The sequence below is a fragment of the Neisseria sp. HMSC074B07 genome (assembly GCF_001810355.1).
Lineage (GTDB): Bacteria > Pseudomonadota > Gammaproteobacteria > Burkholderiales > Neisseriaceae > Neisseria.
On record NZ_KV800981.1, the window covers coordinates 9,687 to 16,501 of the forward strand.

At 55.0% G+C, this 6,815-nt stretch carries 7 protein-coding genes; all 7 read right to left on the reverse strand.

From position 1 onward, the window contains the following. Positions 1-124 precede the first annotated feature (124 nt). Positions 125-589 (reverse strand): low molecular weight protein-tyrosine-phosphatase, encoded by a 465-nt coding sequence (locus HMPREF2726_RS11195; protein ID WP_009312125.1) that lies wholly within the window; start codon positions 587-589, stop codon positions 125-127. Positions 590-596: 7 nt separating this feature from the next. Further along, positions 597-1,697, reverse strand: a complete 1,101-nt coding sequence (locus HMPREF2726_RS11200; protein ID WP_009312124.1) for a hypothetical protein — start codon at positions 1,695-1,697, stop codon at positions 597-599. A 156-nt stretch (positions 1,698-1,853) separates the two neighbouring features. Further along, positions 1,854-2,714, reverse strand: a complete 861-nt coding sequence (locus HMPREF2726_RS11205) for an ABC transporter ATP-binding protein (RefSeq protein ID WP_009312123.1) — start codon at positions 2,712-2,714, stop codon at positions 1,854-1,856. After that, positions 2,701-3,564 carry an SDR family oxidoreductase gene (locus tag HMPREF2726_RS11210; protein WP_009312122.1) on the reverse strand — a complete coding sequence of 288 codons (864 nt, stop codon included), beginning with the start codon at positions 3,562-3,564 and terminating at the stop codon, positions 2,701-2,703. Before HMPREF2726_RS11210 ends, HMPREF2726_RS11205 begins: the two co-directional genes overlap by 14 nt. 211 nt (positions 3,565-3,775) lie before the next feature. Further along, the gene (locus HMPREF2726_RS11215) at positions 3,776-5,065 is read right to left on the reverse strand and encodes a ferredoxin reductase family protein (protein ID WP_070603399.1); all 1,290 of its coding nucleotides are present in this window, start codon (positions 5,063-5,065) and stop codon (positions 3,776-3,778) included. A 154-nt stretch (positions 5,066-5,219) separates the two neighbouring features. Then, a complete protein-coding gene (locus HMPREF2726_RS11220) occupies positions 5,220-6,299 on the reverse strand; it encodes a hypothetical protein (protein ID WP_009312120.1) in 1,080 nt (359 codons plus the stop codon). A gap of 21 nt (positions 6,300-6,320) precedes the next feature. Continuing rightward, positions 6,321-6,767 (reverse strand): hypothetical protein, encoded by a 447-nt coding sequence (locus tag HMPREF2726_RS11225; RefSeq protein WP_009312119.1) that lies wholly within the window; start codon positions 6,765-6,767, stop codon positions 6,321-6,323. Between the last annotated feature and the right edge of the window lie 48 nt (positions 6,768-6,815).

Consider the following 6,815-nt stretch of genomic DNA (forward strand, 5'->3'; position numbering starts at 1 on the left):
CTTGTCCTGATTTAAATTTAATCCACTATAAAGATAGGGAAAAAGGTCGTCTGAAACCCAAATTTGAGGTTTCAGACGACCTTTTTTACTGCGTTGCGTTCAACTTTAAACGCTGTCAACCGATTCAAACCAAACCCAGCTTTTTCAGCAGCGCGGTGCTGCCTGCATCCACAAGCCTGAAGGTTTCGTCAAAGTCGCCGGTGTACCACGGGTCGGGGACGTGGCGGTAGCCGCTTTCGGGGATGAGGTCGGTGAGTTTGAAGATTTTGTCGGGGTGTTTGCCGAACATTTTTTCCAGTTCGGCAAGGTTGTTGTCGTCCATGGCGATGATGAAGTCGAATTCATCGAAATCTTCGGAACGCACTTTGCTGCTGGTAAAACCTTGGTAGTCGATGCCGTGGGCGGCGAGGATTTTGCGCGTGCCTTGGTGCATGTTTTCGCCGTCGTGCCAGCCGGATGTGCCAGCGCTGTCGGTGCGGACGCGGTGGGCTACGCCTGCTTCGCGGGCGCGGTGGCGCAGGACGTATTCCGCCATGGGGGAGCGGCAGATGTTGCCGAGGCAGACGAAGAGTACGGAATGGTTTTTCATAGGCGGTTTAGGCGTGTTCGGAGAAGAATGGGTTGTGTCCGTCCAGGGACAGGGATTGCGCGTAGGTCGGCAGGTCGGCATTTTCCGGCAAAACGTCGTGCAGAATGCGGATATGCTCGACGCGGCATTCTGCCATCAGGTCGAGGAAGTTGTGTTGGATGACGGCGATGTTGTCGGAAGACGAAAGGTTCCACACGAACACTTGCGGGACGACTTCAAACGCGCTGTCGGTCGCGTTGAAGCCGAACAGAATCTGTCCGCCCACCCTTGCGGCGATGACGACGCCGACGCGCGGACTCTGCATACGGATGGCGCGGATGGCGTTGGTGGCGAACACGTCCATCGCCATGCGCTGACGGGTGTGGCTGCCGTCGGTCAGGGCTTGGAGCGGGGTGTTCGGAGACAGCGGGTTAGTGAAGAGGGTAACGCCGACTGCGGCAAGGCTTTCCTGCCAAACCTGCATCAGCGGCAGGCCAGCCTGTTGCAGGTTGACGCCCAAGGCGGTTTGCAGGTTTTTGTCGCCGTAGCCCAGCGCGTAAACGACGTGGACGGACTGCCCTTCGGGGCAGATCAGCGGTTTGTCTTCAAAGGTTTGCAGGAACGCGGCGGCGGATTCGCTGTTTTGTTTCGCATTCCACCACTGTTCGGGCGTGATGCCGCTTAGGTCGTCTGAATGAGCGAGGAAGGGCAGCCATTGGGTGTTTTGCGTTAAAGCGCGCAAGTGGGGATAGTTGGACAGGCAGGCGGTCAGTGCTTCGGTAGGCAGCGTCAGGGGCAGCGTGCGCTCCTGTTTGCAGCCGGCGACGATGACGACGGGCAGGGCAAACCATTGGGCTTCGTCGTCGTTTTCGGCGGATAAGACTTGGTTGATACTCTGCATCAGCGCGTTGTAAGTCTCTACATCGGGCGCCATGGTCATGGCGACGGACAAGTTGACGTAGTAGTTTTGATGAAGCTGGCTGCGGATTTCGGTTTGCAACTGCCCCACGGCGATCTTGCGGGTCGCGGCGGTCGTGCCGTGTGCGAGCAGGGAGGCGTTTATCAGTAAATGGTTTTTAACCGGAGTCTGCGGATAAGGGCGTGTGTCGTGGAGGATGAAGGTATTCATATGGATATAAATCGGTGGTTGTCCGGACAGCTCGGATTATAACAATATCAGGATACGGATTGGGAAAAGGTCGTCTGAAAACGACGTTTCGGCAGCGTTCAAACAAATATCGCAAGCTGCCTCAAACCATTTTTACGTTTTCAGACGACCCTTTTTCTAATTTTCTTCGCTTCCTTCTTTTGCCCAGTGTTCCCTTACCCGCGCTTTGCCGTCCGCGTCCAAACGGCGGTAAAGGTTGATAACTTCGTCAGCAGAGGCGGTATTTTCGGACTGAGCCGCGCCGAACAGGGAGCGCACATAATCATCCGCCGGATGGTTTTGAATATCCTGCGGCGTATCGACCTGCACCAGCCTGCCTTGTTGCATCACGCCGATGCGGCAGGCGAGCTTGGCGGCTTCGTTCATGTCGTGGGTAACGAAAACGATGGTGGTGCCGAGTTTTTTATGAATCAGGGAAACCGTTTCCTGAAGGGAAGCCCGGGCGAGCGGGTCGAGGGCGGAAAAGGGTTCGTCCATCAACAAGATGTCGGGTTTGGCGGCGATGGCGCGCAGGATGCCGATGCGCTGCTGTTCGCCGCCGGAGAGTTCGTGCGGATAGCGGTTTAGGTAGGTTTCGGGCGGCATGCCGACCAGCTCGAGCAGTTCGTTCACGCGCGATGTGCGCTTCGGTTTGTCCCAGCCCAAAATGTCGGGCATCAGCTCGATGTTTTGCCGCACGGTCATGGTGGGGAACAGGGCGATTTGTTGCAGCACATAACCGATGCGGTGGCGCAGCCCGCGGATGTCGTAATCTTTGATACGCCTGCCGTTGAAATAAACATCGCCGTCGGTCGGCTCGGTCAATGCATTAATCATGCGCAGCGTAGTGGATTTGCCGCTGCCCGAACCGCCCACCAACACGAAAAACTCGCCTTGGTAAATGGTGAGGTTCAGTTCGTTCACGGCGGTGTGGCTGTCGTAGCGTTTGCTGACGTTTTTGAATTCGATTAAGGGGGTGTTGTGTTCAGGCTGCATCATAAATGTCCTTTACAACTTCGACAAAGCGGCGCGGCTCACGTTCCAACAATTTCGGCAGGTCGTCTGAAACGGCGGCAAGTTCGCCTTTGGCAATGGCGGTGTAGGTGGAAACCCATGCTTCAATCTGCCAGTCGGGCGCGTCAGGGTACGCGGCTTTGCGGCTGGCGAAGGCTTCTTCTAGGGTTTCGTTGTGGTAGAGGTGTGGTTTGCCGGTAATTTCGGTTAGGACGGCGGCTATTTCAGCGAAGTTTAATGATTGGGAACCTGTCAGCGTGTAGGTCTGATTGTCGTGGCGGTGGTTGTCGCATGCGATGTCGGCGATGACGTTTGCCGCCGCTTGGGCGACATCGCGCTGCGAAACGCAGGCAACGCGCCCGTCGTCGGCTGGGCCTGCGATGATGCCGTCTGCGTTGGCAATCGTTGCCATCATCTCACTGTAAAAATTGTCGCGCAGAAAGGTGTAGCGCATATTGGTTTGTCGGATCGCATTTTCAGTAACCGCATGGGTGCGCGCCAGTGTGAAGGTGCTGTCCAACGCCGCCTGTGCAAAAGAGAGATAAACCATATGTTGCACGCCCGCTTCCGAAGCAGCCTGCACCAAAGTCAAATGCTCTTGTTCGCGCGTCGGGCTCTCGGCAGCGGACACCATAAACAGCACCTCCACCCCGTTTAACGCCTGCTTGGCAAGCTCCAAATCGTCATAGGCAAACCGCCGCGCTTCGCAGTTCGGCAGGGCGGGCGCTTTGGTGGGGTTGCGCAGCGGCAGAATCAGCGGCAGTCCGCGTGTGTTCAGATGACGGGCGACCATGCCTCCGATGTTGCCGCTGGCGCCGGTGATGGCGATGTTCATGGGGAACTCCTTGGGAAGTGGAGGAAAATAATAGGGGAAGGGTAGCTGAAAAAGTGGCTTTAGGGTAGACGGATTTTCAGACGACCTTTTAGAAGTAGTAAAGGTCGTCTGAAAAGCAAAAAACAGTCCACAACTTCGTTTTGAAGGTGTGGACTATTTTGTTTGGGCTAGGTTAGGGCTGTATTTCACGCTGCCCTATATTTGCAACTGTTTAGCGGAATTCGAAGAATTCCAAATGTTGCGACCGCGTTTTCAGGCTGCCTGAGATGCTGCGAGTGAAATTGCGGCTGCCGCAGAGCCACAGGCTGCGGTTTGCGCTATCGCGGACGGTTTGACCGATATGTTCGGCGCTGAGCCTTTGGGTTTCGGAAGGGATATAGTGGAAATTGACATTGGCTTGTTGCGCTAAATTTTGCCAGTGGGCTAATGTTTCGGCAGGCAGGTTTCTATCGGCATGGAACCAGTCTGTCGGCTGGGTGGCGGGCTGTTTGGCCAGTTCATTGAGTCGTGCGAGAAATGGGGTAAAACCGATACCGTTGCTGACCCAGATTTGCGCTTGTCCATCGGAAAAGTCGAATCGTCCGTATGCGCCGTCGATTTGCACGGTGTCGCCGATATTCAGGCGCTGCGGCAGGCGGCGGGTGTAGTCGCCCAAGTCTTTGATCACGAGCGTGAGCTGTTGGTTATCAGGCTGCCAGTCGGAGGCGATGGTAAAGGGGTGGCTTTCTCCGTGTGCGCGTAAAAAGAGGAATTGTCCTGCGCGGTGTCCTTGCCATTTTGGGGCATTCAGGGTCAGGGAAAGTAGGTTGCCGTTTTGATTTAGGGAGGATACGGTGGCGTTTTGCGGATTGCCGATGCGCTTGAACAGGGCAATCAGCGAGCAGGCGATGCCTGCAAGTAAGGCTGCGATGAGCAGCCATCCCAGCGGTTGCGACCAATAGGCAAAATTTGCCAGTACGATGGTGTGCCACACGAGCGCGAGATAAACGGGGACGATAAGTATGTGGAGTTTGGCAAACCAGCGGTAGGGTATACGTTTGATGAGGGCGGTGACAAGCAGGACGAGGGCGACATAAAAAGCAATTTCGCCAACTTCTTCGGCAAAGTGGCGTTGGGTAGCCAGCCAATCTTTTAACGTCAATATTTCCTGCATCGGCGGGCGTGGCGGACGTTTTCCGTCAATCAGACCAAGTTCGATAAGCCATTTGGGGAATTGTTTGCAGGTCCAATGCAGGATGCTGCCTGAAAGGGCAATGATGCCGAGCCATTTATGCAGGCGGTACATTTTGTCCAGCCCGCCAAGCGGGGTTTCCAGTATTTTGGGGCGCACGGCAAGTATCAGGCAGGCACTCATGGCCAGTATGCTGATGGTGCCGGTTAGTTGTAGCAATAGGTTGCGTACGGGAAATACGCCCCACTGGTCTGGAAATGATGTAGCAAGCAGCCATAAAGCGAATATGCCGCCGAAAAATATGGCTAAGGTAAATTTAATGTTTTTCATGGTAGTGGTCCTTACGGATGGGAATATGAAGCGGTCTGCGCCGTTTGTGGGGATTGTATGTGGGGAAAATTAGGTGGAAATTATTGGTGTGGGTCAGGGTGGGAAGGGTTTACCTGTTGAGGTCGTCTGAAAAGTTTAAAACAACCTGACCTTTTCAGACGACCTGAAAAGCAGCAACCCGTTTCATTGGCCATGATTCCGTTGTCCAAACGCGTTCAAATTCTTCGGCGAAACCGTGTTGTGCGGCGTAGGTTTGCAATTGTTGCAGCCAGGTTTTCGGGGCGATGTCGGCGGCGGCGCGGGTGGTGTGCAGCAGGTAGGGGCGGGTATCGAAAGCTTGGACGATGTGTTGGCTGACGGCGTTTAGGGCTTGGGGATTGTGGTCGGTTTGTCGGGCAATTTTTTCGTATTGCGACAGGGCGGCGGTTTTTGCGGTTTCGTGTTCAGCGACGGTTTGGGGGCTGTGTCGGGCGGTGGTAGCTTGGATGGTAATCAGGGGCAGCAGTTGCCCTTCGGTAAGCGCGGCAGCGAGGCGCAGGTGTCCGTCTAAAATCAGCCAGCGGTCGGACAGGGCGGTGAGTTCGTACACCAAGACGGGCGGTAGTTGGTTTTGCCGTGCACGTTTGCGCCAATATTTCAGACGGCCGTCTTCGGCGTGGTGGATTTTCAGGGCAATGAAGCGTTCGGCTTGGGTATAAAAATTGTTGTCCAGCGCGTCGAAACGGCTGCCTGAAAACAGCCATTGGGCGTAGTTTTCGTCGGTTTCAGGCTGCCCTACGGCGGTGTCGTGCCAGCATTCGCCCCATTGCGGCGGCAGGGGTTGGGCGGGGCGGTAGTCGAAGTGCCATTCGCCGATGCCGAGCAGCCCTGCGTTGTGGGTGGCGAGTTGTTCGATGAAATATTTGTTCCAAAACAGGCCTCGCTTTGCGGCGGGTTGGCGGGCGATGTGTTCGTTTACGCGGCTGCCGATGTGCCCGACGGGCTGGTATGTCTGCCAGCTTTCGGCGTAGCTGCGGATGAGGTAAACGTCGTATAAATCGTGGCTGAAGAACGACCAGAACACGGGTTCATCGTTGTAAGTCAGGCTGAGGCTGATACCGTCGGGTGTGTGGAGTTTCAGACGACCTTGCGTTTGACGGTCGATATGCAGGGCAAGGCTGTTTGGGGAGGTGGGATGGTGGGTCAGGCTGCCGCTGTATTGTTCCAGCGCGGCGGTTAGCGATCGGTAGTGCATGGGGTGTCCTTTGTAAGGCGTTCAGCGATAACTGATGACAATCATCGTACTGCCGTCTTTATTGTGGTAATACGCGCCCGCATTGCCCCAGGTGAATTGACGGCATTTGCCGGATAACGATGCTTTAATGGAACAAGGGGCATCGCCCAGTTGTTTATCCAGCCATCGATCAAACTGTTTTCTACGTTGCAATTCGTGCTTCTCCGACCATGCTGCCCAGCTATTGTCCTCGCCTATCGGGCAGAAGAATATGGATAAGCGCTCCAGCCGTTGCTGCTCGAATTGGACGGTAAGGGTGTATTGTTCGGACTGTTTGGTAAATGACAAACTGAAAAAGGTTATTCCCGCTTGCAGATGATTCGGGCTGGATTTTGGGAAGGATGCAATCCAGTCATCAAGCGTGGTGAGTGCGCCAATAATGTTGCCGTCCGGTAGGGTGATGCTGCCGTTTTCAGGGTTTATCTTCATCGGTTTGAATTCTCAAATGTATAGTGGATTAACTTTAAACCAGTACGG